40 protein-coding genes, 1 tRNA gene and 1 pseudogene are annotated in these 20,311 nt (G+C 60.2%); 4 read left to right on the forward strand and 38 right to left on the reverse strand.

Features of this window, described 5'->3' with window-relative positions; genetic code table 11:
- Positions 1-68 precede the first annotated feature (68 nt).
- A complete protein-coding gene (locus DEJ54_RS18620) occupies positions 69-437 on the forward strand; it encodes a PleD family two-component system response regulator (protein WP_204360832.1) in 369 nt (122 codons plus the stop codon).
- A 155-nt stretch (positions 438-592) separates the two neighbouring features.
- Here the strand turns inward: DEJ54_RS18620 and ctrA are convergent, their stop codons facing one another.
- Entirely contained in the window at positions 593-1,288 is a 696-nt protein-coding gene (gene ctrA / locus DEJ54_RS18625; RefSeq protein ID WP_113155877.1) for a response regulator transcription factor CtrA, read from the reverse strand.
- A 442-nt stretch (positions 1,289-1,730) separates the two neighbouring features.
- On the opposite strand from ctrA, the gene DEJ54_RS18630 reads away from it, so the two are divergent.
- On the forward strand, positions 1,731-2,096 hold the full coding sequence (locus DEJ54_RS18630; protein WP_113155878.1) for a flagellar export protein FliJ: 366 nt from the start codon (positions 1,731-1,733) through the stop codon (positions 2,094-2,096).
- 214 nt (positions 2,097-2,310) lie between these two features.
- Here DEJ54_RS18630 and DEJ54_RS18635 read toward each other — a convergent pair whose 3' ends face one another.
- Entirely contained in the window at positions 2,311-2,586 is a 276-nt protein-coding gene (locus DEJ54_RS18635) for a DUF1153 domain-containing protein (RefSeq protein ID WP_113155879.1), read from the reverse strand.
- A gap of 287 nt (positions 2,587-2,873) precedes the next feature.
- On the opposite strand from DEJ54_RS18635, the gene mnmA reads away from it, so the two are divergent.
- Positions 2,874-4,058: a tRNA 2-thiouridine(34) synthase MnmA gene (mnmA, locus tag DEJ54_RS18640; protein WP_113155880.1), complete on the forward strand. Its 1,185-nt coding sequence runs from the start codon at positions 2,874-2,876 to the stop codon at positions 4,056-4,058.
- Between the two features lie 116 nt (positions 4,059-4,174).
- Here mnmA and DEJ54_RS18645 read toward each other — a convergent pair whose 3' ends face one another.
- A complete protein-coding gene (locus DEJ54_RS18645) occupies positions 4,175-5,128 on the reverse strand; it encodes a Gfo/Idh/MocA family protein (protein WP_113155881.1) in 954 nt (317 codons plus the stop codon).
- A 230-nt stretch (positions 5,129-5,358) separates the two neighbouring features.
- Here DEJ54_RS18645 and DEJ54_RS18650 point away from each other — a divergent pair.
- Positions 5,359-5,435, forward strand: a tRNA-Met gene (locus tag DEJ54_RS18650).
- A 599-nt stretch (positions 5,436-6,034) separates the two neighbouring features.
- On the opposite strand, the pseudogene DEJ54_RS18655 reads toward DEJ54_RS18650, so the two are convergent.
- The 35 genes and pseudogenes from DEJ54_RS18655 to DEJ54_RS18825 form a co-directional block, all read right to left on the reverse strand.
- A pseudogene (locus DEJ54_RS18655) lies at positions 6,035-7,039 on the reverse strand (recombinase family protein); the annotation flags it as partial.
- Positions 7,036-7,239: a hypothetical protein gene (locus DEJ54_RS18660; protein WP_113155882.1), complete on the reverse strand. Its 204-nt coding sequence runs from the start codon at positions 7,237-7,239 to the stop codon at positions 7,036-7,038. The pseudogene DEJ54_RS18655 and the gene DEJ54_RS18660, both read right to left, overlap by 4 nt.
- A gap of 30 nt (positions 7,240-7,269) precedes the next feature.
- A complete protein-coding gene (locus DEJ54_RS18665; protein WP_113155883.1) occupies positions 7,270-7,665 on the reverse strand; it encodes a hypothetical protein in 396 nt (131 codons plus the stop codon).
- Entirely contained in the window at positions 7,665-7,859 is a 195-nt protein-coding gene (locus tag DEJ54_RS18670; protein WP_113155884.1) for a hypothetical protein, read from the reverse strand. The genes DEJ54_RS18665 and DEJ54_RS18670 overlap by 1 nt, the downstream gene beginning before the upstream one ends.
- Complete coding sequence (locus DEJ54_RS18675; RefSeq protein WP_113155885.1) at positions 7,856-8,149, reverse strand: hypothetical protein; 294 nt, start codon at positions 8,147-8,149, stop codon at positions 7,856-7,858. The genes DEJ54_RS18670 and DEJ54_RS18675 overlap by 4 nt, the downstream gene beginning before the upstream one ends.
- 34 nt (positions 8,150-8,183) lie before the next feature.
- Positions 8,184-8,489 (reverse strand): hypothetical protein, encoded by a 306-nt coding sequence (locus tag DEJ54_RS18680; protein WP_113155886.1) that lies wholly within the window; start codon positions 8,487-8,489, stop codon positions 8,184-8,186.
- Positions 8,490-8,638: 149 nt separating this feature from the next.
- Positions 8,639-9,367, reverse strand: coding sequence for a hypothetical protein (locus tag DEJ54_RS18685; protein ID WP_113155887.1), 729 nt, complete (start codon positions 9,365-9,367; stop codon positions 8,639-8,641).
- Positions 9,368-9,466: 99 nt separating this feature from the next.
- Positions 9,467-9,805 (reverse strand): hypothetical protein, encoded by a 339-nt coding sequence (locus DEJ54_RS18690; RefSeq protein WP_113155888.1) that lies wholly within the window; start codon positions 9,803-9,805, stop codon positions 9,467-9,469.
- 72 nt (positions 9,806-9,877) lie between these two features.
- A complete protein-coding gene (locus DEJ54_RS18695; RefSeq protein ID WP_113155889.1) occupies positions 9,878-10,084 on the reverse strand; it encodes an integrase in 207 nt (68 codons plus the stop codon).
- An 82-nt stretch (positions 10,085-10,166) separates the two neighbouring features.
- A complete protein-coding gene (locus tag DEJ54_RS18700) occupies positions 10,167-10,454 on the reverse strand; it encodes a hypothetical protein (protein ID WP_113155890.1) in 288 nt (95 codons plus the stop codon).
- A complete protein-coding gene (locus tag DEJ54_RS18705; protein ID WP_162742343.1) occupies positions 10,451-10,642 on the reverse strand; it encodes a hypothetical protein in 192 nt (63 codons plus the stop codon). Before DEJ54_RS18705 ends, DEJ54_RS18700 begins: the two co-directional genes overlap by 4 nt.
- A gap of 1 nt (position 10,643) precedes the next feature.
- Complete coding sequence (locus tag DEJ54_RS18710) at positions 10,644-10,955, reverse strand: hypothetical protein (RefSeq protein ID WP_113155892.1); 312 nt, start codon at positions 10,953-10,955, stop codon at positions 10,644-10,646.
- A 108-nt stretch (positions 10,956-11,063) separates the two neighbouring features.
- Positions 11,064-11,837 (reverse strand): hypothetical protein, encoded by a 774-nt coding sequence (locus DEJ54_RS18715; RefSeq protein WP_113155893.1) that lies wholly within the window; start codon positions 11,835-11,837, stop codon positions 11,064-11,066.
- Positions 11,834-12,322 carry a GcrA family cell cycle regulator gene (locus DEJ54_RS18720; RefSeq protein WP_113155894.1) on the reverse strand — a complete coding sequence of 163 codons (489 nt, stop codon included), beginning with the start codon at positions 12,320-12,322 and terminating at the stop codon, positions 11,834-11,836. Before DEJ54_RS18720 ends, DEJ54_RS18715 begins: the two co-directional genes overlap by 4 nt.
- Positions 12,322-12,591: a hypothetical protein gene (locus tag DEJ54_RS18725; RefSeq protein WP_113155895.1), complete on the reverse strand. Its 270-nt coding sequence runs from the start codon at positions 12,589-12,591 to the stop codon at positions 12,322-12,324. The genes DEJ54_RS18720 and DEJ54_RS18725 overlap by 1 nt, the downstream gene beginning before the upstream one ends.
- Before the next feature lie 149 nt (positions 12,592-12,740).
- A complete protein-coding gene (locus tag DEJ54_RS18730) occupies positions 12,741-13,028 on the reverse strand; it encodes a hypothetical protein (protein WP_113155896.1) in 288 nt (95 codons plus the stop codon).
- 15 nt (positions 13,029-13,043) lie between these two features.
- Positions 13,044-13,439, reverse strand: a complete 396-nt coding sequence (locus tag DEJ54_RS18735) for an HNH endonuclease signature motif containing protein (protein WP_245447626.1) — start codon at positions 13,437-13,439, stop codon at positions 13,044-13,046.
- A 60-nt stretch (positions 13,440-13,499) separates the two neighbouring features.
- Positions 13,500-13,742 carry a hypothetical protein gene (locus DEJ54_RS18740; RefSeq protein ID WP_113155898.1) on the reverse strand — a complete coding sequence of 81 codons (243 nt, stop codon included), beginning with the start codon at positions 13,740-13,742 and terminating at the stop codon, positions 13,500-13,502.
- A complete protein-coding gene (locus DEJ54_RS18745) occupies positions 13,739-14,170 on the reverse strand; it encodes a hypothetical protein (protein WP_113155899.1) in 432 nt (143 codons plus the stop codon). The genes DEJ54_RS18740 and DEJ54_RS18745 overlap by 4 nt, the downstream gene beginning before the upstream one ends.
- Positions 14,167-14,388 (reverse strand): hypothetical protein, encoded by a 222-nt coding sequence (locus tag DEJ54_RS18750; RefSeq protein ID WP_113155900.1) that lies wholly within the window; start codon positions 14,386-14,388, stop codon positions 14,167-14,169. Before DEJ54_RS18750 ends, DEJ54_RS18745 begins: the two co-directional genes overlap by 4 nt.
- Positions 14,385-14,693: a hypothetical protein gene (locus tag DEJ54_RS18755; protein ID WP_162742344.1), complete on the reverse strand. Its 309-nt coding sequence runs from the start codon at positions 14,691-14,693 to the stop codon at positions 14,385-14,387. Before DEJ54_RS18755 ends, DEJ54_RS18750 begins: the two co-directional genes overlap by 4 nt.
- A 34-nt stretch (positions 14,694-14,727) precedes the next feature.
- A complete protein-coding gene (locus tag DEJ54_RS18760; RefSeq protein ID WP_113155902.1) occupies positions 14,728-15,420 on the reverse strand; it encodes a hypothetical protein in 693 nt (230 codons plus the stop codon).
- A gap of 59 nt (positions 15,421-15,479) precedes the next feature.
- Entirely contained in the window at positions 15,480-15,842 is a 363-nt protein-coding gene (locus tag DEJ54_RS18765; RefSeq protein WP_113155903.1) for a hypothetical protein, read from the reverse strand.
- The gene (locus tag DEJ54_RS18770; RefSeq protein ID WP_162742345.1) at positions 15,839-16,261 is read right to left on the reverse strand and encodes a hypothetical protein; all 423 of its coding nucleotides are present in this window, start codon (positions 16,259-16,261) and stop codon (positions 15,839-15,841) included. The genes DEJ54_RS18765 and DEJ54_RS18770 overlap by 4 nt, the downstream gene beginning before the upstream one ends.
- Positions 16,262-16,381: 120 nt before the next feature.
- Complete coding sequence (locus DEJ54_RS18775; RefSeq protein ID WP_113155905.1) at positions 16,382-16,606, reverse strand: hypothetical protein; 225 nt, start codon at positions 16,604-16,606, stop codon at positions 16,382-16,384.
- Positions 16,607-16,865: 259 nt separating this feature from the next.
- Entirely contained in the window at positions 16,866-17,120 is a 255-nt protein-coding gene (locus DEJ54_RS18780) for a hypothetical protein (protein WP_113155906.1), read from the reverse strand.
- A complete protein-coding gene (locus DEJ54_RS18785; protein ID WP_113155907.1) occupies positions 17,104-17,475 on the reverse strand; it encodes a hypothetical protein in 372 nt (123 codons plus the stop codon). The genes DEJ54_RS18780 and DEJ54_RS18785 overlap by 17 nt, the downstream gene beginning before the upstream one ends.
- Positions 17,468-17,620 (reverse strand): hypothetical protein, encoded by a 153-nt coding sequence (locus DEJ54_RS23280; RefSeq protein WP_162742346.1) that lies wholly within the window; start codon positions 17,618-17,620, stop codon positions 17,468-17,470. The genes DEJ54_RS18785 and DEJ54_RS23280 overlap by 8 nt, the downstream gene beginning before the upstream one ends.
- Before the next feature lie 211 nt (positions 17,621-17,831).
- Positions 17,832-18,050, reverse strand: a complete 219-nt coding sequence (locus DEJ54_RS18795; RefSeq protein WP_113155909.1) for a hypothetical protein — start codon at positions 18,048-18,050, stop codon at positions 17,832-17,834.
- Between the two features lie 113 nt (positions 18,051-18,163).
- The gene (locus DEJ54_RS18800; RefSeq protein ID WP_113155910.1) at positions 18,164-18,484 is read right to left on the reverse strand and encodes a hypothetical protein; all 321 of its coding nucleotides are present in this window, start codon (positions 18,482-18,484) and stop codon (positions 18,164-18,166) included.
- Positions 18,485-18,517: 33 nt separating this feature from the next.
- Positions 18,518-18,847 carry a hypothetical protein gene (locus tag DEJ54_RS18805; protein WP_113155911.1) on the reverse strand — a complete coding sequence of 110 codons (330 nt, stop codon included), beginning with the start codon at positions 18,845-18,847 and terminating at the stop codon, positions 18,518-18,520.
- Between the two features lie 104 nt (positions 18,848-18,951).
- Positions 18,952-19,380 carry a hypothetical protein gene (locus tag DEJ54_RS18810; protein WP_113155912.1) on the reverse strand — a complete coding sequence of 143 codons (429 nt, stop codon included), beginning with the start codon at positions 19,378-19,380 and terminating at the stop codon, positions 18,952-18,954.
- Positions 19,380-19,625, reverse strand: a complete 246-nt coding sequence (locus DEJ54_RS18815) for a hypothetical protein (protein WP_113155913.1) — start codon at positions 19,623-19,625, stop codon at positions 19,380-19,382. The genes DEJ54_RS18810 and DEJ54_RS18815 overlap by 1 nt, the downstream gene beginning before the upstream one ends.
- Before the next feature lie 118 nt (positions 19,626-19,743).
- Positions 19,744-19,974: a hypothetical protein gene (locus tag DEJ54_RS18820; protein WP_113155914.1), complete on the reverse strand. Its 231-nt coding sequence runs from the start codon at positions 19,972-19,974 to the stop codon at positions 19,744-19,746.
- A 35-nt stretch (positions 19,975-20,009) separates the two neighbouring features.
- Positions 20,010-20,309: a hypothetical protein gene (locus DEJ54_RS18825; RefSeq protein WP_113155915.1), complete on the reverse strand. Its 300-nt coding sequence runs from the start codon at positions 20,307-20,309 to the stop codon at positions 20,010-20,012.
- Positions 20,310-20,311: the final 2 nt, after the last annotated feature.

The following is a 20,311-nucleotide window of genomic DNA, read 5'->3' on the forward strand; positions in this document are numbered from 1 at the left end:
CTGCAGCGGGCCATAGTCCTTTCTGTCGTCTAATCAGCGGCACCGGCTTTGCATGAAAGGACATGAAAATGGCTCGCTGCCTGATCGTTGACGATTCCAGTGTGATCCGGAAAGTCGCCAAGCGCATTCTGACGAGTGCGGACATGATGGTGACCGAAGCCGCAACCGGGCAGGAAGCGATCAATCTTTCTGCACACGACATGGCCGACATCATCATCGTCGACAGCTCGCTGCCGGACATGGCTTCCAGCGAACTGGTCAGACAGCTGATGGCGCTGCCAGCCGAATTCAAGCCCTACATCCTTCTGTGCCTTGCCGAGCTCGATCTGGGCGCAATCATGCGCGCCAAGCGCGCCGGCGCAAAGGGCTACATGCTCAAGCCCTTCACCCGCACCCAGCTTCTGGAGCAGTTCCGCGAATTCCAGTCGGCCGCCTGAGAGCGCTCTCCGGCAGATGAGGCGTGTTCTTGCGAGGCATGTTCTGGCGCCCTGCGGGCGACGCCCCTGCCCGGAATTTCCGAAAACGAGTACGCAACAAGAAAAACCCGGCCTCGCGGCCGGGTTTTGCGCGTTCCAAGGGGATTTGAAGCGGATCAGGCGCTTTCGCGGACTTCCTCGGGTTCACGCAGCACATAGCCACGGCCCCAGACCGTCTCGATGAAATTCTGCCCGCCGGACGCTGCATCCAGCTTCTTGCGAAGCTTGCAGATGAACACGTCGATGATCTTCAATTCCGGCTCATCCATGCCACCATAGAGGTGGTTCAGGAACATTTCCTTGGTGAGCGTCGTTCCCTTGCGGAGCGAAAGCAGCTCCAGCATCTGGTATTCCTTGCCGGTCAGGTGAACGCGCTGACCACCAACCTCGACCGTCTTGGCGTCGAGATTGACGATGAGATCGCCCGTGGTGATGACCGACTGCGCATGCCCCTTGGAGCGACGCACAATTGCGTGAATACGCGCAACCAGCTCGTCCTTGTGGAACGGCTTGGTCATGTAATCGTCCGCGCCGAAGCCCAGGCCGCGCACCTTGTCCTCAATGCCGGCCATGCCGGACAGAATGAGAATAGGCGTCTTGACCTTGGAAAGGCGCAACGTCCGCAGGACCTCATAACCGGACATATCCGGCAGATTAAGGTCGAGCAGAATAATATCGTAGTCATAGAGCTTGCCGAGATCGACGCCCTCTTCACCGAGGTCCGTCGTATAGACATTGAAGCTCTCAGACTTGAGCATCAACTCAATGCTCTGTGCCGTGGCACTGTCGTCTTCAATCAGCAGAACGCGCATCTTTATCCCCTTCTCGCCGCCGACCCGGCCTGGCAGGCACCCGGCACCGAAGCAATGATTGCCTGAATCGGAGGCTGCCAGTTAATGGTTAACAAAATCTAATTCGTTCTGGCAAGCGCCAGAATCCCCTTTTAGCTTTTGAAGGCACCGGTTTGATTCCAATGGTGAAATTTCCGCTCCTGGACAACGCAAATTGCATTAGAAATTTACGCTAACCGACTCTCCAAGCAATCAAATTACGGCTCCTCACGCACAATCTTTACCGCGCCTTAAGCCATCACCCATATGATTAACAATGCCCGTAAACGAATGGTTACCGGGAAAGCTAAATCTTAGGATTTTGTTTCCTAAGTGCGTTTAGCATTTGTATTCCGACCCGGCGTAAAAGGGACGGACAGCCGCCGCGAGGCGCTGGTGTGTGCGTATTGTGGGAGTAACGAGCATGAAGCCGCGTGAAAATCTCGTCCGTCTGAAGCAGTTTCAGGTCAATGAGAAGCGGCGCCGGATGGCGCAGCTGGATACGATGATCGCAGAATTCGACCGCATGGCGGCGGAACTGGATGCACAGATCGTCTCCGAGGAAACGAAGGCGGGCATTACCGACCTCAATCACTTCGCCTACCCGACCTTCGCAAAGGCCGCTCGCCTGCGCCGCGACAATCTGCGCACCTCCCAGGCCGAACTGGTCGAGCAGCGCAAGAGCGCCGAAGCAGAGCTGAACGAGGCTGAAGCCGAACTCGCCAAGGCCGAAGCGCTTGAAAACCGCACCCGCCCGGATGCCGCGCCCTCGCGCGCGATGACCGGCTAGACCTTTACGCTCACGCCACACCGCATTCTGCACGAGGCGGCAGGGTTATCCCCTGCCGTTTTTTTTTGCGTTCAGCGCTCGGGAATCCACAGCAGGAATCCACAGACTGAAACCGGGAACGCAAAAAGGCCGGCGACGAGCGCCGGCCCTTTTTACGGTTTTGACTGGAAGTCGGCCCGCCCCTTCTAGCGAAGAGAAGCGCTCCGAAAGCCGATCAATGCCTGTATTGCTGGATCCGCGTCGTGCGCAGACCTGCAAGGCCATGATCCTCGATAGAAGCCTGCCATGAGAGGAACTCCTCCACCGTCAGACGATAGCGCTGACAAGCTTCCTCAAGGCTCAAAAGCCCGCCGCGTACTGCGGCAACCACTTCCGCCTTGCGACGGATAACCCACCTGCGCGTATTGCTCGGGGGCAAGTCCGCAACAGTCAGCGGGCTGCCATCCGGGCCGATGACATATTTTACGCGTGGTCGAACCATTTCGGTCATAGTACTCTCTACCTGAACTCAAGACCCGTTTCACAAGCTAGTGCGCCGGCTTTAAAATTTGCCTAAGCACATGGTAAGCATACGGTAACGGACATGAATCCCGCGTTAGGGATTTGCCTGAGATTTGTTTCAAATTGCGCCGGAAACGCTCCGGACCCCTTGGAAAAGCTGGGGTTTGCAGGCAAAAGGGGCGTTAACCTATCAGGGTGGCGGTGGCCCGATCCTTGACCTATATTCGCCGCATTGGCATGTAATCGGCCACGATAAAGACAAAGAAGACCTAGCGAATGAACAGCCTCGACCTGCCCGGACGCCCGCAGGACTGCCGAATCGTGGTGGCGATGTCGGGCGGCGTAGACTCCTCCGTTGTTGCCGGCATTCTTGCGAAACAAGGCTACGACGTGGTTGGCGTCACCCTTCAGCTCTACGATCATGGCGAGGCGGCTCACCGCCCCGGATCATGCTGCGCGGGTCAGGACATCGACGATGCGCGCCGCGTTTCCGAGACGCTTGGCATTCCGCATTACGTGCTGAATTACGAGCAGCGCTTCCGCGAGGCCGTGATCGATCCGTTTGCGCAGAGCTATGTGGCCGGTGAAACACCGATCCCCTGCGTCTCGTGCAACCAGACCGTCAAGTTCGCCGATCTGCTGGAAACCGCCCGCGAACTCGGCGCCGATGCGCTGGCCACCGGCCACTATATCCGCAGCCGCGCCAATGGCGCTCACCGTGCGCTCACGCGCCCCGTGGATGCCGAGCGCGATCAGAGCTATTTCCTGTTCGCCACCACGCAGGAGCAGATCGACTATCTGCGCTTCCCGCTGGGCGGGCTCTCCAAGCCCGAGGTTCGCGCCATCGCCGAAGAGATGGGCCTGAGCGTCGCCACCAAGCAGGACAGCCAGGACATCTGTTTTGTTCCGCGCGGCAAATATTCCGACATCATCAGCAAGCTGAAGCCGGAAGCCGCCACACCGGGCGAGATCGTGCATCTGGACGGGCGCAGGCTCGGCCGCCATGACGGCGTGATGCATTACACGATCGGCCAGCGCCGCGGCATCGGCGTCGCGACCGGCGAGCCGCTCTATGTGGTGCATCTGGACGCAGAGAATGCGCGCGTGATCGTCGGCCCGCGCGAGGCGCTCGAGACGCACAAGGTTTTCCTGCGCCAGGTGAACTGGCTGGGCGACGGACCGCTTGGCGAGCTCCCCAAAGGCGGCATGGAAGTGTTTGCGAAGGTTCGCTCCACGCGGCCGCCCCGCCCTGCGGTGCTTCACCATGAAGACGGCGTCACCTGGGTCGAACTGACGGAGGGCGAAGCCGGTGTCGCACCGGGCCAGGCCTGCGTGCTCTACTCCGACGACGGCAATGAGGCCCGCGTCTATGGCGGCGGCTTCATCGAGCGCTCCGAGCGCGGCACCGAAGCCGAAGCGCAGCTCACGCGCCTCTCGACCATGGCTGGTCAGGGCGCGTAGAGCGCCCTGCGCCGCACTTCACGCCAAACCAGCCTGCATTTTTCTGAAATCAGCAGCGCACACGCGCCCGCTTGGGCGCGTTATTGATCACGATTGCGCCTGAAAGGCAGTGCCCGTCAGCCGTGGGTGACGGAGCCTGCCGTGAGAATGCGCAGAACCTCGATTGCCTCTTCACCGGTGGTGCGAGGCTCCTTGCGGGTTTCAATACAATCGATGAAATGCTGCAGCTCACGCGTGAGCGGCATTCCCTCTTCCACGTCCACATAGGTCGGTTCATTGGTCGTGAACGCCCAGTGACCGCTGTCATGCCAGACCGCATGACGATAGACGGCAAGCTTGCGCCCCCATGGCTCGACATCGTCGAACACGGCCATCGCCTTGTCGCCAACCACCGTCAGGCGGCGTTCGCGATAGGGGTTGAGGCGCGAGGTGAACAAATGGCTGCGCAGACCGCCGGGAAAGCGCATGTGCAGATGCGCGAAGTCGCTCAGGTGGTCGAGCAGCGCCGCGCCCTCGCCGCGCACCTCTTCCGGCGCAACGCCGGTCAGCGCGAGAATCATCGAGAGATCGTGCGGCGCCAGATCCCACAGGGCGTCATTCTCGGTGTGAAACTTGCCAAGGCCGAGACGATGCGAATGAATATAGCGGATTTCGCCGAGATCGCCCTTGTCGATCAGCTCCTTGAGCTTCTCGAAAGCCGGGTGGAAGCGCAGCACATGACCCACCATGATGATGCGCCCGGTCTCGCGCGCAACGCCGACCGCGCGCTTGGCGTCATCGACGGTCAGCGCGATCGGCTTTTCCACAAGAACGTCCTTGCCGGCCTGCATGGCGCGGATGGCATATTCGGCGTGGTACTGCGGCGGCAGGGCCAGAACGATTGCATCGATATCGTCGTGCTCGAAGAGCGCCTCCGGGGAGATTGCGACGCAATCATGCTCACTGGCAAAGCCCTCGGCCCGCGCCTCATTGGCGTCGGAGACGGCTGCCAGCACTCCAAGAGACTTAAGCGTGCGAATGTGGTTTGAGCCCCAATAGCCACATCCGAGTACTGCAATACGCGGTTTCATCAAATCCTTCGCCCGAGATTTTGGCGCTGAAAACACATACAGACGCCGCACCCGCGACTCAACCCTGCCAGGGAAAACCCGGCCCTTTCTTAAGGGAATTCGACAGCCACGACAAATTCCCCCAAGAAACGAAGAACCCCGCTTGACAGGGCAGACACAGCCACCTTATATCCGCGCGTCTTCTTGAGGCAACGGACTCGCAGCCGACGCAGCTGTTTTTGTCCTCGGTTGGCGGAGTAGCTCAGTCGGTTAGAGCAGAGGAATCATAATCCTTGTGTCGGGGGTTCGAATCCCTCCTCCGCTACCACCGGACCCCACACCAGCAACTTTCTGTGCTGGAACCCCACCTTTTCCGGGCTTTTGGGACTCTTGGTGTAGCAGCATATTCAGGTGTCCGTGGATCGTAACCTCTACGCGGCCCGTCTTATCGTCCTTGTAGACCACCACCTTCACCAGAAGCTCCCGCAGCAGCTGCGCGCCAAGCGATAGCGGATCGATCTCCCCTGCTTCCATCTCTTTCTGCAGGTCCGTGACTTTTTCTTCGAACAGCTGCGCCGCGACCGGGTGCACCGTGATGACCGGCGGCAGCTCCGGGGTGTCAGCCAGCAGTTCCTGAAGCTCCTTGCGCCGGGGGCGAAGCTTCTGCATTGCGGCGCGGGCATCCTCGGGGTCGATGATGTCGTCTGCGATCTGCATCACGATCTTGTCGATCTTCGCCACGACCCTATCCAGCTCACGCTCATAGACGCCGCGCTGGGACCGCCTCTCATTCACGAGACGGGCCTGCTCCTCTTGGTAGGTCTTGATGAACAGGGCCAGGCGTTCGGGCTTGCGGAGGAATTGCTGCACGACCGAGACCACCGACCGTTCGATCCGGTCGAGGTAAAACGTCCTCGGGTTCGGACACGTGTCGCTCTCGCGGGACGCCGAGCATCGGATACGCACCCGGCCCGACTTGTCCTTGCCCATGGCGGCCAGACCCGAACCGCAGCTGCCGCACTTCAGCAGGCCGGACAGAAGGCGCTTCGGTCTCTTGTGGTAGTTGGCCGGGGTTCCCGGAGGAGAGCGGCGTTGCTTCTGCGCGATCTCCCAGAGCTCGTCACTGACGATGCGAAGCTCAGGCACCTGAGCCCGCTCCCATTCGCTTTCGGGATTGGACCGCGATACCCGACGCCCGGTGTCCGGGTCTTTGACCATCGTGGTCCGGTTCCAGATGCGCTCTCCGACATAGAGAGAGTTATGCAGGATGCCATTGCCGCGCTGTGCCGACCCGTTGAGCGTCGAGGCGTTCCAGTTGTTGCCCCGAGGAGGCGTGATCCCGTCGCGATTGAGGCCGTGGGCGATGGAGCGGGGCGAGGAGCCGGCGGCGTACTCTTCGAAGATGCGTCGGACGACGTTGGCCTCATCTTCAACGATCAGCTGCCGCCCCTTGTTCGCGGGGTCGGGTCGATAGCCGTAAGCTTGCCCGCCACCAGACAGCCCCTGCTTCACACGACCCGACATTCCGCGCCGAACCTTCAGCACATTGTCCTCACGGAAGAGCTGCCCGACCAGTCCACGCAGGCCGACAGTCACGGTACTCGCAACGCCATCATGAACCCCGACCAGATCGATGCCTGCGAACTTCAGTCGCTTGCTGATGCCGGCCAGGTCTTCCATGTCGCGGGACAGGCGATCCAGAGCCTCGACGATCACCACCTCGAAATGACCCATCATGGCGTCGGCCATCAGGCTTCGGACGCCATCGCGGTTGTGCATCGAAGCACCCGACTTGGCCGCGTCCGAATAGACCTCCACGATCTCGTAACCGTTCTGGATGGCGAAGGCTTTACAGAGCGTCACTTGGTCGTCGATTGACCTGTCGGACTGCAATGTCGTCGAGAAGCGTGCGTAGATGGCTGCGCGGGTCACGGTAGGGTCTCCTTGGTGGACCGCTCATAATCCTCGCGCGCAGCCTTCTTTGCAAGAAAAATGACGAGATCGTCTAACGCCTTGTTGGCTATCTCGATTGATTGGGCAGCAGAGTACCCCTCGACCAAAAGCTCATCCTCCCCGTCATCAACAACAGGATCGACATTAACTCTCTGCTTTTTCTTGATAATGATCGGCATCGCGCAAACTCTTCTTTGAAATTAATTGCACTAGCTTGGTATGTACTTGATGGATAGCCCCATGTTGCTATCCACAAGACCGACCGCTGCAGCCTTCGTCCTGTTGGGGTAGTCCTTGGCTGTCAGCCGGAAGAGCGTGCCGGCCTTTAGGTCATCGACCGTGATCAGATGCTTATGATCGTGCTCCAGCTCTGGCCACGCTTCAAGCATGGCTTTGGCTATCATGTCGTAGAGCCCGTCAGACAACAGGGACACGTCGTGGTGGTAGTAGAGGTAGCTCGCCATCAGCCACCACGGGATCGCTGCGTCAGGACTTTGCCCCAGGACACCGAGGCACATGCTATCCAGATGCTCGGGTGCCTGCTTCCGGGAGACGACCGGCTGCGGCTTTGGAGCCTTCACCCTGCGCTTGATCACGATAGCCATCAGACCAGCCCCTTGTCTTCGAGGTAACCCTGCTCGGCGGTGAGCACCCAGGAGCGCCCTCCCTTGTGCTCCAGCTCGCACATGGACTTCGGTATCCAGACGGCATTCGCCTCGTTGCCGTCATCGCTTACGAGCACAGCAGAGTGGGTCTGGTGGTGCATACACACGTCGATGTCTTCGAGGTTCGATCTCATTGAGAGCTCCCCAGAAGCCGCAGAGCGCGGTCGGTATCGATCTTGATCGCGCCGTCCCCCGGCCCCGCCATCAGGCGACCCATCTTGTCCCGGTACAAATCGCCGTCGAAGCTGAGCGTTTCGAGGCGCATGCGGGCCTTGGTGGTGGACCCATCCGCCATCAGCTTGACGAAGCCGCCGGCCACCTTGGCGTAGAGCCTGCCGTGACGAGCGTACAGATCGACCTGCTTGTACACGCCGTTCTCTATGACGACGGCGGCCTCGCCTTCCAGCTGCTGAAAAAAGGACATCGGTTTCTCCCTGTCAGATAAATCCCCGGCGGCACTACGCCGCCACTTCCTTGCCGCGCGCCCGAGCCCACTTCGCGTTCATGCAGGTGGCTTTCTCGCCGTGGCAGGGGAAGCCGTACAGGTGCCCGCACAGCTTGCAGGTGGTCGGAGCCGGGGCGCGCATCTTGCCACCGCTGGCAAACAGCTCCTCCACCGACGCGGCGACCGGAAGCTTCTCGAAGGGCGTCCGCTCGGTGGCCGGCGGCGGGGCCTTGGCTGCGGGCTTCTGAGGCCGGGGCTCCACCAGCGCGTCCGGGGCCGGCTTTTTCTTCAGCACCCTCTTCTTGATGATGATCGGCACGTTCTTCTCCTGCCTTTGCAATTAATTGCAGAACGACAACATGCGGCAATACAGCCACACGGCTTGGGGCTCACCCAGCTTCACCAGGGCGGCCTGCCCGAGGATCACGACAGCTGCAAGGATCGCGACAGTCGCGACGTGCAAGAGCTTCATCCCTTGGGCACCTTCTTCACGATCTTTATCTTGCCGGGCTTGGTCTTCGGCTCAGGGGCCGGTAGTTCCAGAGGAGCCTTCGCGTCAGGATCGCCACCCGTGAGCTGCCGAACCATGTGGCCGTGGATTTCCTGCCGGGCCTTGGCTACGGTCTCCTCCATATGCTCGCCGAACCGCTCGGCCACGTAGTCGATGTTCGGGCCGAGCTGGCGCTTGGCCGCATCGATCCGGGACGTCAGCCGCTCGCGGGCCGCGTTGGACAGCCCCTTCGTATCGGCAAGCATCTCCATGACCTGATCGAGCTCGCGCAGCCCGTCGTCCAGCGTTTTACGCGCCTCCCGGCCAAACACGTCCCGCTTGTCCTCCGGGTCAGGCAGAAGGGGCATCATCTCGCCGTTGAAGCTATCGATTGTGCAGGGCACACCGGTTCCGATATTCGGCGCGCTGATGAACTCCGCCCACTGCGCTTCCGTCATATCGACAGCAATGATCGAGCGCAGGCTGCCGTGGTAGCGATCACCGGACAGGCTGCGTACGTGTTCGCTCGTCGTGATCGTGACGCGCATGAAGTGCCGGTGTCGGAAGTCGCTGCCGAAGAGGGCTCGGTGCCCAGAAATGCGGTGCGCGACGATCCCGCCAAAAGCAGGGTGCCTGCTGATCGTATCATCGGGGCGAATACCGCTCTCGTCCTTCTCGACGGTCGGCGCTACGACTTCTCTCTTCATGGTGCCCTCCTTGGCAGGTGCCCGGTTTCTGCTGGACATTTTCAAAGGCCGTCTTGTGAAACCGGAGCCGGAAACAGTCATCCAGCCTTCCGTGGGCGGTCAGTAACCGACCGCAACCCTCGCCTTCTCGGCATACTCTTCGGGCTCGACTTCTCGAACGGTGATCTCGAAGCAGCGCTCGCCAAACTCGTAGAGCAGCACGCCGTCATCCTCCTCCAGGACGGACATGTTGCCCTTGGACCGCGCCTTGTAGCGATCTGGCACCTTTGCCACCGCACCGACCTGCGCCGTCTTGCCCTTGCGGGTCAGGAAGACGCCGGACCCGTCACGTCTCTTTTTCAGGGACAGCTCTTCGAGAGGATTGTGGTTGCGGCACTTGCGGCCCAGCCACTGCGTGAACTTGCCAATCTCGCTCGAACCGTTTCTCAGCTTCGGCATCTTTCTCTCCTGCCTGAGTGTTGCGTGTAGCGAGGGCCGTGCAATTAACTGCACAGCCCCGGCCAAAGAAAATCAGAAGGGAATGAATGCCTTCAAGAAAACTGCCAGCTGCATGGCAAGTACGAAGCCCACCATCCACTTGACGACGGATACGTCGTGCTTGAGATCGTTGACGTCCTTGTCGCGTACGCTCAAGGCTTCTGCTGCTTTCAAGGCTTTATCCTCCGGGACTTCTACGGATCGGAATGCCTGATAAACATCGCTCTGAAATGCACTCATGTCTAGCCCTCCTTGGCTCATTGGTACAATCCATACTACCAAATGGGTGCATGGCGTCCAGTCGAAAGTGCAATTAATTTCGCTATTTCGACGACAGGGCATCCGCTGCGTCTGCGGCCTCAAGGAGCGTTTTTGCGAGGCGTCGGGCACCTGCGCTATCTGTCACGATCTCGTTGCCGAACAGGTCTTTGAACGACTCGACGTCGCCAAGCGTATCGTCGTCAGGCTTGATGATGCGGATCAGGCCGGTCACCGACGTGTCGTTGAACCTGTATTTCTCGTGCACACCGACCACGATCACCTGATGATCGTCCCAATCAGTCTGCTCGAACAGCGGGTTCTCGATCTCTTGCTGGAACGGTACGGTCAAGCTCCCATCTCCTTCACGATGTCGTTCGCCTCTTTGGCGTCCCGCGCCAGGTCTGCGAACTCGGATTGCGATAACTCATCAAGCGGGCGATTGTTCTCGCCACGCATGATCTCCTCGATCTGGGCCAACTCGTCGGGCATACCGACGCCGGTTGCCTCCATGATCGCTGCCTGAAACGCGTTCAGCACATCAGCCTCCAATGGTCTGCAGGGCTTCGATAACGGGGGTGAACAGCTGGGCACCGACGGTCCAGCCGGAGTAAATGACGACGCCAAGGAAGAGAGCCATCATCACGTAGAAGACGAGACCTTCGACACGCACCTTGCGGGCGGTCTGATCGACAGGCTGGGACGGCAGATCGAACGCTTTCTTGGAGCCACGACCACCATTCCAGTTGTCGTTGTCTTCGCGTTCACTCTTCGGCATCACGGCCTGCGCCTTGCGGCGATCAAAGTCGCGAGTGCATTTAATTTCACGCTTCCGGCCAAATGTCTTTCTCATGTCGCCCTCCTTGGCGCGTTGAGTGGGTTGGATTTCCCTATGCCTCAATCTTACCAGGGTGCCGGCTCCCGTCCACCAGAATTTGCAATTAATTGCACGAAATCGACATCAGTCGGATGCCGACATCACGGTAGACCAATCGATCCGCGCGACCAGCTCACGCTTCTTCTGCGGCATGGCCTTGAAGCCCATGTCTTCGAGGTCCGTGATCCATGCTTCCATCTCGGCCATCAGGCTTTTCTCGGTCACGTCCCGCGTTCGCGCTTGGTGCATCAGACGCATCTGAAGTGTCACCAGTGGATCGAACAAGGCCGCGTCCCCGCCACGCTGAACCGCAGAGAAAATTTCGAAGCTCTCGCACCTCCTGTACGGGCCAATCACGTTCACCAGCTTGTCGTGGACATCGCAGGTTCGTATGGCGACCTCGGACTCGCCGCGCCCCATATAAGTGAACAGCACCTTCTCGGTGTCCGCGATCCCCTCGATCATGACTGGCGTGGCGTCAGAGCATCGGTTGGCGAACCAGAGGGCCTTGCCCCGATCCACGCTCCACGAATAGTCGCTGTACGGCCTCTCAAGCGTAGCGCCACGGCAGATACGGGGGTTTCGCCTGAGCATGGTCATCAGACGCCGGTCCTCGTCGCTCAGGACGGGCATCACGACGTTTGCGTGCACACCCCTGCGGTCGATCAGGCGGTCGATCAATCCGAGGTTCAGGTCGTTGCTCTCGCTGTTGGTCCACACCTCGACGAACAGGGCGTAAAACTCGGGGTCCGGCAGGAACTGCTCGATCTCGTCCAGTGCCACCCAGCGCTCAGGCTTGTCGTGCTGCGAGAAAATGGCGTGCTTCAGGGCTTCGGGGCTGGGTGTCGTCTTCGTCATCGGTAGGGTCTCTTCGGTCTGTGACGTGACCGTCGGGTCTTGTCTCGCGAAATCATGATCTCTGCGTGGTAGGCGCAGAACCGGAAATTCTCGTTCGCCAGAGGCCGGCAGCCGCAGTACCGCACCGGGCTCTCCTGCACAATGACGGCGCACATGCCCGCCTCCAGTGCCAAGATACTGACGGGCGGGTTTGTCGGCGGTGCGAGCGTGGGGCGGATGGGCTCCTCGTCCTCCTCCGGCAGCTCGACCTTCGGCTTGGGTTCGGGCTTGGGCTTCTTGGGTTTCGGGGTGACGCGCGACTTAGGCTTGTCCTGTCCCGGAAGCGTGGGCAGGAGCCCAGCCTTTCGGAGGCGGTGGACGCGGCCACTCACGGCGTTCCGCGACACACCCAACTCACTTGCCAGAGCCGAGTACGAGCGCCCCGTCAGCAGCAGCGCATGAAGCTGCTCCGGCGTGATCTCGTCCCAGGTCCAGGTCTTCTGCATCAGGAAGCGCCAAAGACGTGCTTCGGATCGCGCAGCGGCTCCTTGCCCTGAAGCTTGGGCTGGTCACTGCGCAGAGACGCCACGTTCATCTGCTCATACTCCGAGAGGATGCGCGAAAGGCGGATGGCGTCGGCGGGCTGGTAGTTCACGGTCCCGCTATACGACTTCATGGCGTGAAGGTCGGTGTTCAGCACATTGGCAAACACCTGGGCGCTGTCCATCTCCTGAACCTTGGACGCGTTCTTCATCACTGTCGAAATTCCCGACATTGCTTTCTCCGTGAAATTAATTGCACACGATCATACGAAAAGGAAGGCGATCAGGAAAGAGAAGACTGCAATCAAAAAGCAGTTCTCGATGATGTCTCTGATGGTCATATGCACGACCCCCTCCTTGGTTGCTGGTAGTCTCCTTGACCCTACACTGCGGGCGCGGGCCGGTGAAGTTCAGTGCACTCTGCGCTCTCCTTCTCTGCCAGTTTCTCTTCAAGCTGAGCGATACGCTGACGGGCGTCCCACAGCTCACAGGAGAGCTTCAGGATGCGGTCCCGCGCCGCGTACTGCATCTGCGCCAGGTTGACGTCCGTACGGCCCACCACGACCGTCTGGTGGGCAAGCTGCGCGTCGGTGTAGTTCTGGAAGCTTGCCTCCGCTGCCGCCCTGCGGGTGTGATTGGTGGGCTCGGTGGTGGTGTCAGGATAGTTCATGACGTCTCCGTGAAATTAATTGCATTCATCACGCAAGGGAGGACCGCCGTTGTGGCGGTTCAGCGAGCGCGCTTCCACCTTCCTCCTCTGGTTCTGCTTGGGCGTGACAAGATCAAGGTGCCTGTCCGAGATGCAGAGCCGGTTGCGGCAGAGGTGATCGAGCTGCTTCTTTCCGGGCACGTAGCCATGTTCGTTCGTCCAGTTCACGATGTGCACAGCCACCGTCTGCCCGTTCAGGCTCATGCGTGGGTATCCTCCCCCTCGCCCGTCACCGCTCGTCGGGCCGGTCCAGAGCAGACAGGGGCCGAGGTCCGCCGGCATCCAGTCGGGTGCGGGGGCCTCCACCACCCTTGCCCTTATTCGTTCGCGTATGGCGTCCCTTCGGCTGCCCGTGTCCGTCTTCGATGTCACAATAGTCCACCCCTTGGGCCGTTCGCTGGGTAAAGACCGATCCTCGGAAGCCGTCATCGATCATACGTACCCCATTGTCTTGAGCATCTTGGCCACGAGGTGCCAAACGGTCAGGGCGTGCCGTCTGTGGTCCTCGACGCGGGCTTCACGGGTCACCTCCCGGAAATCAGGCTTGCGCATGATCGCTCCGTCGTAGTGGCTCTTGGCATCGGTGCCGGTGCCATCGTTGGAGATGCGCATTTCCGCAAGCTTTCTCTTCTTGCCGGTGACTGCGCTCCAGAGCTCCACCTTTACGACGATCATGGCGTCTCCTTCGGCGGCAGGTCGTGCTTCACGCTGATGGAGGGACTGCCCCCACCCTTGGCCAGGTACGCATCCACCACCTTCTGGAAGCCGATGTCGTAGGCTTGGGTCAGCACGGCGGCGAGGCCGACAACACTGATTTCCAGATCGCGGCAGGTGAAGACGCAGCTTTCGCCCACGGTCAGGCGCACCATGCCTTCCTTGACGGTCTTGAAGTCCCGCTCGAACACCTTCTCGATGCGGATCAGGGAGCCGCCCCGGTTGCCTTCCGCCTCGAAGAAATCGGGGCTCGCCTTGGCCTGTTTCAGGCGATCCTTGAGCCGGCGCTTCTCCTTGCGCAACTTGCGCACCAGATCGCGCAGCTCGTCTTCGTTCATGTCGAGGAAGGTCGTGCGGGTGCCCCTGTGGCCGACGTCACGGGCGCTCATGACCGGCCCCTAAAAGGATCGGGCAGCGGACCCCCGGTGCTGATGGCCGCGCCGAGGTCATTCATGAACTTCTGCTGCTCGTTGTTCGCCTTGCGCACCTTCTGCTTCTTCTCTTCCGGCAGGTCTTCCCATTCGGGCAGATCGTGCTCGGGGTGAGCGTATCGCACGGCGTCATACTGCGACTTGTGCCAGCGATCCGTGAGTTCGTCGTGGTTCATTGAGGACTCCCTTCCTGATGCCTCGTCCAAAAGAGTTTGCGCTTCCACTCGGCATTGAGATCGACCATCAGACTGTCCCGTGAGACGTCACCCTCCCCGATCATGCGGGCGTAGACCGTCTGAAGGTCCAACACCTCGCGCTCCAGGTGATGGCGGTTTGTGATTGTCGCCGGATCGTCTGGGTGGTGGTTGTCGTATCCGTGGCGAAGAACTTTTGTGGCTATGGTGATGATCTCGCCGGCTTCCTCGATCAGCATTTCGAGGCGTTCTCGTTCAGCTTCGGTCAGGTTCGCGTACGCCGCCATGGGCATCTCCTTGCAATTAATTGCGCATCGCAGATCAGGTCTCGGCGAGCAGCACGGCCTTCTCCTCAGCCTTGGCTTTCCGGCGTTCGACCCCGAGCTGGTACTTGTCCCAGGCCCTTGCCTTGCGGACGATGTTGGCCAGCGCCGCCTCGCGGTTCCTGAGCTTGCTGCCGTGGAAGAACGCGCCGTTCTCAGCGAGGTACGGGGCGAACATCTGCCAGAAGTCGGCGGGGAACGTGAACTGCTCGACCACCGTCTCTTGGATCACACGGGTGCGGGAGGCGTGACGCACGGACAGCACCGTGCCTGTGACGGCCAGGCCGACCATCTCGCGCATGTTCTGGTTGGTGAGGCCGCGCTGCATGGCGGCAAGCTTCTCGACACCGATCTGTGCGGCCACCTTGTCGGTCAGGCCGATCCCGTTGCGGATGCGCAGCTTCACACGATGCGCCCGGACGAGTTTCATGGCCTTCTGGTAGTCCACGCCGATCTGCACCAGATATTCGTTCCAGTCCGGGAAGCGGTCGTCGGTGTAGAGCTCGTGGAGGATTTCGGCCAGCCGCAGCTCGGACGCGGCCAGTATGCCGACATGCTTACGGGCCTCGGCGATCAGGGCCATCAGGCGCTCCATGCAACCCGGATCAGTCTTCTTGGGCGCGCTGCCCTTGCTGACCGTGACCTTCGCGGTCTTCTTCCCGGTCTCGTCCTCTGGTGTTTTCTTCGTCACGGCACCCTCCTTGGTTGGTCCGAGAGGCCCTGCCCCGAGGCAAGGCCCCGAAAGTGAAATTAATTTCCCTTCGCCATCGCAGCAAAGGGGCTCCTATCTACCTTCTTCAACATCTCTTCGATGTTTGCCCGGTTCCCGTCTTCGGCGAGCGTTTCCGTCATCGCCATGCGCACCACCGTAAGCATGTCGTGCGAGTCTGACGCTTTGATCGAAAGGGCGGTGGCAAGCAGCTGCATGACCGATGCGACCTGCATGACCCAGAGCACGCAATCATTGTCGAGCATCTCATTAGTCAGCTTCAGGGCCGCGTCCAACGCATCCTGTTTGGTGCCGCAGAAGCAGACGTTCTTGTCGTGATCGAAGGCGTCGTCAGTTTCCGACAGGAGGGCCAGAACCTCCTTGAGTGCGTCTTCAAGGTTCATGCTGGTTCTCCTGCTGTCTCACTGATGGTCTGTTGGAACACTGACGAGAAGGTCTCGGTGTCGAGGAAGCACTTGCCGCGATCCATGACCTGCGCCTTCAACGCGTCTTCAACGGGGAAGTCCCCAAAGGCGTCGCGGTTGACGACGACCCAGCGACCCGTCGGCGAGATCGAACTGCCTTTGCTGAAGGGCGGGTGCCCGGTCTTGTGGGGTTCGTCCGCCTCCATGCAGGTGATGCCGAGGGACATCTGCTGCTCGCATGCCTCACAGGGCACGTAGTCGAGGACCATCTTCATCGGGGCCTCGCCTTTGTACGAAGACCCCAGAAGAGCGACTTCGCCCTTGTCCTCGCCGCACCAGAAGCAGACGGGCATTGTGGGGTTGAGGCCGTGTTCGCGGTGCAGTCGGATGCGGCTCATTCAGCGCCCCCGAGTGCCTTGGTCTGGATCATGTCACCCTCCTTGGTTGATCCCATAAATCTACACTGCCACCGAACCGGCGACAGTGCAATTAATTTCACATTATTCATTTGGAATTGCTCACGTATCATTGTCGGCCCGGTCTGTTACGGGCACGTCCAAGCCGTCGATCTTATCCAACGTCTCCGCCAGGGTTACGGTACTGGTGGTTCGCCTGCCGTCCGACCCCACAGAAGCAGACTCCATTCTAGTTGTCGCTGGGTCCAGGCTCGTCTCGTGGATCAGTATCTCTAGCCACTGCCGCGCCTCGATCAGGAGAAGCAATTCCCGGCTGACTTTGGTCATGCCCTATGTCCTCGTTGTTCAACGCAGCTACACCTGCCCACGCCGTGACCGCTGCTATGGTCGCCATGATCCAGAACTTCCAGTGTTCCTGAAGATGCTCGACAACCGACCGTGCCGCGTTCGAAGTCCAGTGTCTTTCGAAATATCCGCCTATAACAATGACTCCGTTCCTCGGGTCATTTTCATAGGGACGATACTCTCCCTCCCACCATCTCTCGATTTTAGCGATTATCCACTTCAACGCCGCCCCCCCCAGAGTTTACATTGGCGTCGGAAATTCTACCCGAGAAAACCTTGGGGTTCCATCCTCGTTCTTGGACATGAACGCCTTCGGATGCCGCAGCAGCTGCCGATTGAAGCGCGAATACTCGCAAGCGTAGAGCGGTATGTAGCTCACGTCCACCGTGTCGGTCAGCGTGTTGAAGGTCGAGCCCTCGATCTCGTAGCGCCCTCCCGTCTTGGTGTGCTCCCAGATTTCACCCTTCTTGGGCAGTTGTTCAAAAAGGTCCGCCATTCTTTCTCTCCTCTGCAATGCGAATTATCTCGCCCTTGAGTTCCTTGATGCGCCGCTCGGCATCATGGGTCCGGCTCTGCTGGAGCATGTGCCATTCGATCACAAGCAGCAGTTCTTCCTTTGACCAGTCATTCGCGACCGAACCGAACAGACGCATCTCGCGCGCATGGAGCTGGTTGTCCACACGCCCTTCGCGCCGGCATTCGATCTGGTTGTCGATGATGTCGATCATCTTGCGCAGCAACCCCGCCAGGGCTCCAGCGCCTTCGGCGTTCCAGCTGGCCGTGCCATTGAACTTCGACGCGACGTCCAGCTTCTGGAGGATCGGCTGCATGATCGTCTTCCATTCAGCCATCAGGGCGCTCCATGCACACGGCCACATGGACGCCGACCCCAGCCTCCTGCTGTACGATGACGCAGCCCGGCTTGATCCTCCAGCCGGCAATGTGATGCCAGATCAGCAGCCACCCCAGCCGCCACAGCGTTACGGGCTTGCTCATCGCATCCTCTCAGGTGCTTCCGGGTCCAACTCCCGCAGGCGTTCGTACTGCTCGGCGAACTTCGCCTTCAGCTGTGGGCCTACGGGGCTGATGTGGTCGGCCAGATGGATGCCGCAGTCGAACCGGGCATAGTGGTTGTGGATCGCGCGGGACAAGCTCCGCAGTCGGGCCTTGAGGAGCCGTATGCGAGACTTCTTGACGAGCGCCCCGATCATGGCAGGGACCGGATGGCGTCACGTGCACGGAAGGCGTCCTGAAGGGTCAGCATGCGTTTGCCACCCCTGCCTTGATACAGCTCGACCGTGGCGGGGTCGGTCTCGCCCCATTCCTTCCGGGCCTCGTCGAGTGCGTTGCTATCATATGCGTCCGCGATGTCGGCGAGCGGCTGCAGCGCGCTCCTGATCGCTTCGGCGTCCACCAGGTTCAGCATCTATCGACCCTCCTTGGTCTTGATCCTGTTCCATTCTGCCAGCCTGTCAGGCTACGTGCAATTAATTGCACGTTATTTGCGAAAAGAAAGCGCAGCGAACCGCGCCCTCCAGGTCAGCGGTTGGCCTTGTAGCACGCCAGCTCAAAGATATTTCTGAACTCTTCGACTGCACGCTCCTGACCGGAGGTCGAATTATACCTCGGGCTATCGTAGGCCATGATCACCATATCCTCGGCCATCCTAGTGACAGCCTCAATATCACTGTCCCGTACTAGCTCCATGGCTTTCCCGAGGGGGAGTCCGGTTTGTCGGCCAAGCATGATGCCCTTGGCCAAGTCCCCAATCGCATCGCAGTCCATCGCCTCGTAATTGCTGGACTGTGCATAGGACGGAGCGGCAAGCGCCACGAGGGTTGCAACCAGGGCTGCCTTCATAACTTTCAAAACACTTCCCCCACGTCCTGTCTGTCAGCGACTGACCTTGTAGCACATCAGCTGGGCATCATTGATGAAGTCGCTAACCGCGCGCTCCTGAGCAGAGTCCGTGCTATATCTCGGTCTATCATAGGCCATGATCACCATCTCCTCCGCCAGCCTAGTGACAGCGGCATCCGTACTGCTCCGGGCGATCTCCATGGTTTTCCCAATTGGAACTCCAGCTTGCCGGGCCTTCATGAGGCCCTTGGCCAAATGCCCGATTGCATAGCACTTGTCCGTCTCGTCGTTGCTGGATTGCGCATAGGACGGGGCGGCAAGCGACACGAGGGCTGCGGTCAGGGCTGCTTTCAGAATTTTCAAGGCACTTCCTCCATTCTGTCTGTCGTTCTAGCCGTCAGGCCACCGGCATCAATTACGGGTTCGCATTAGGCCAGAGGGTATTTTGGTTCGGCCAGCCGGGGCGGTCACGGGATGCCCGAGTATGAGCCGATGAACGAGTGCCCGATCTCGTCCGGGAGGTCGGTGATGACGTGCCGCCGCCAGATGCTGCGGGGGAGCATGCGGGCCAGCATGCCCCGGTGCCCATCGAGATAGGCCGCGACGTATCGGTGATGGCCGTCCACGACCAGATGCGTTCCGTCGATCCAGTGCAGGATCAGGATCGGGTCCAGCTTGGGCAGGCCGCGTAGCCTGTCCAGTCGGTGCTTCTCGATGCCCCGCTTCGCCATGAACAGGGACGCCCCGGCCTCATCGACCGGTATGTGGACGGGCGACCGCGCCCGAACCCGCCAGTCGTCCTCCATGGACGTCACATTGAAGTGGGTGGACACGCCGGTCTTCTCATCGACATGCGTAAACACGCTGTCCATCGCACCCATATCTTTCATGCGCATCAGTCCCAGCCCTCCTTCTGGATGCGGCGGAACTCACGGATCGCCTGATCGATGGCGGCGGCGAAATCCTTGAACACCAGGAGGTTCACGTCCGTGGTCACACGGCGGATTGCACCCCACTCGTGAGTGTTCGGGCTGCGGCTGTCTCCCTGCGCCCGGTACTGAGCGACCAGCAGCACGTCGCCGTAATCGACCCCGAAGTGCTTGGCGATGGACAGATACGGGTAGCTTCTGCTGATCTTCACCGCCGCCCCCTACCAAGGATGGCAAGCATCACCAGCACGAGGCCGAGGATGATCGCGATCTGCACAGCTGCTTCAGGCCACGTCATGGCTCATTCTCCTTTTGCAATTAATTGCACAATCATCCCACGTTTTCAGCCGCTTCCAAAGTGCCGACGATCTCCTCGCCGACGCCCCTTTTCTCGGCGATCTCGCGGGCATGTTCCTCGGACCTCGCGATGATGCTACCGCCGCGCGAGACCCCGCCCCATTCGGTGGTGGTCATGAACACCACACCCCTGTCTGCGAGCAGGTTCATCTGTTCGTCCGTCATGCCGGCGGTGTCATCGAGCTGTACGCGCAACTGCGCCATGGTTCTCTCCTCGTGTCGGGGACTTGCCCCAGGTCTCAGGTATTCTGGAGTGCGTGTTCAAGGATGGCGCGGGCCTGCCCCTTTGTGGCCGCGACGCCATTCAATTCACCTTCGATTGCATCGATAGCCCGATCCACCATCTCTGCCGTGGGGGCGCTCTGGGCCTCCAGGGCATCGGCGATGCGTTCGGCAGCGGTGACAAACCGATCCATCAGATCGGTGATCTCCACGTCCTTCTCATCGATGACGTCGGGGCGACCGTACCGCGTCTCGCTGGCGCGCAGCTTGGCTTCCCGTTCTGCCCTGCGGCGTTCGTACTGTTGCTTGGGGGTCATGG

The organism is Nitratireductor sp. OM-1, from assembly GCF_003296175.1.
GTDB lineage: Bacteria > Pseudomonadota > Alphaproteobacteria > Rhizobiales > Rhizobiaceae > Nitratireductor > Nitratireductor aquimarinus.